The sequence below is a fragment of the Mesorhizobium sp. M3A.F.Ca.ET.175.01.1.1 genome, assembly GCF_004791945.1.
GTDB lineage: Bacteria > Pseudomonadota > Alphaproteobacteria > Rhizobiales > Rhizobiaceae > Mesorhizobium.
Genome location: NZ_SRTP01000059.1, coordinates 1 through 520 on the forward strand (window position 1 = coordinate 1; position 520 = coordinate 520).

1 protein-coding gene is annotated in these 520 nt (G+C 63.5%); it reads right to left on the reverse strand.

Annotated elements, in window-relative coordinates:
* Positions 1–142: 142 nt before the first annotated feature.
* A partial coding sequence (locus tag EN818_RS30730) for a GFA family protein (RefSeq protein WP_135906584.1) occupies positions 143–520 on the reverse strand: 378 nt, incomplete at its 5' end.

Below are 520 nucleotides of genomic sequence, written 5' to 3' on the forward strand. Positions count from 1 at the left end.
CTGATGCCGGCCGTCGAGCGCCAGGTTTCGCGAACCGTATTTTGAGCAATTCCAGGAAAAGTGTGAAGCGGTTTTCCGTCAGGAATTGCGTCAAAACAAAGAGATAGAGCGGTTCGCCGTTTCCGTGAAACGGTGAAACGCTCTAAAACCACATATCGCGCACGCAGCGGCCGTCACGCGGCAGGTCGTCGAATGTGTCGAGGCCGTCGAAATGGTCGATCGGCAGGTCGGCGACGGCTTCCGGCGGCGCCAGCCTGACATTGACGGCAATGCGGGTGCGGTCGCCGGCGCTCGAACGGGGGCCACGCCAGGCGAGCACGCAGGCACAGGTCGGACAGAACAGGATCTCGAACGCGGGCTCGGTCACTTCGGCGCGCGTGTAGGAATTTATCGGTCCCGCGACGCGGATGCGCTCGTCGACGTAATCGTAGGCCCAGAGGGTGCCGTAGCGGCGGCAAAGCGTGCAGTTGCAGGCCGTGATCGGCCCCGGATCGCCTTCCAGTGTCCAGTGGGCGGCGCC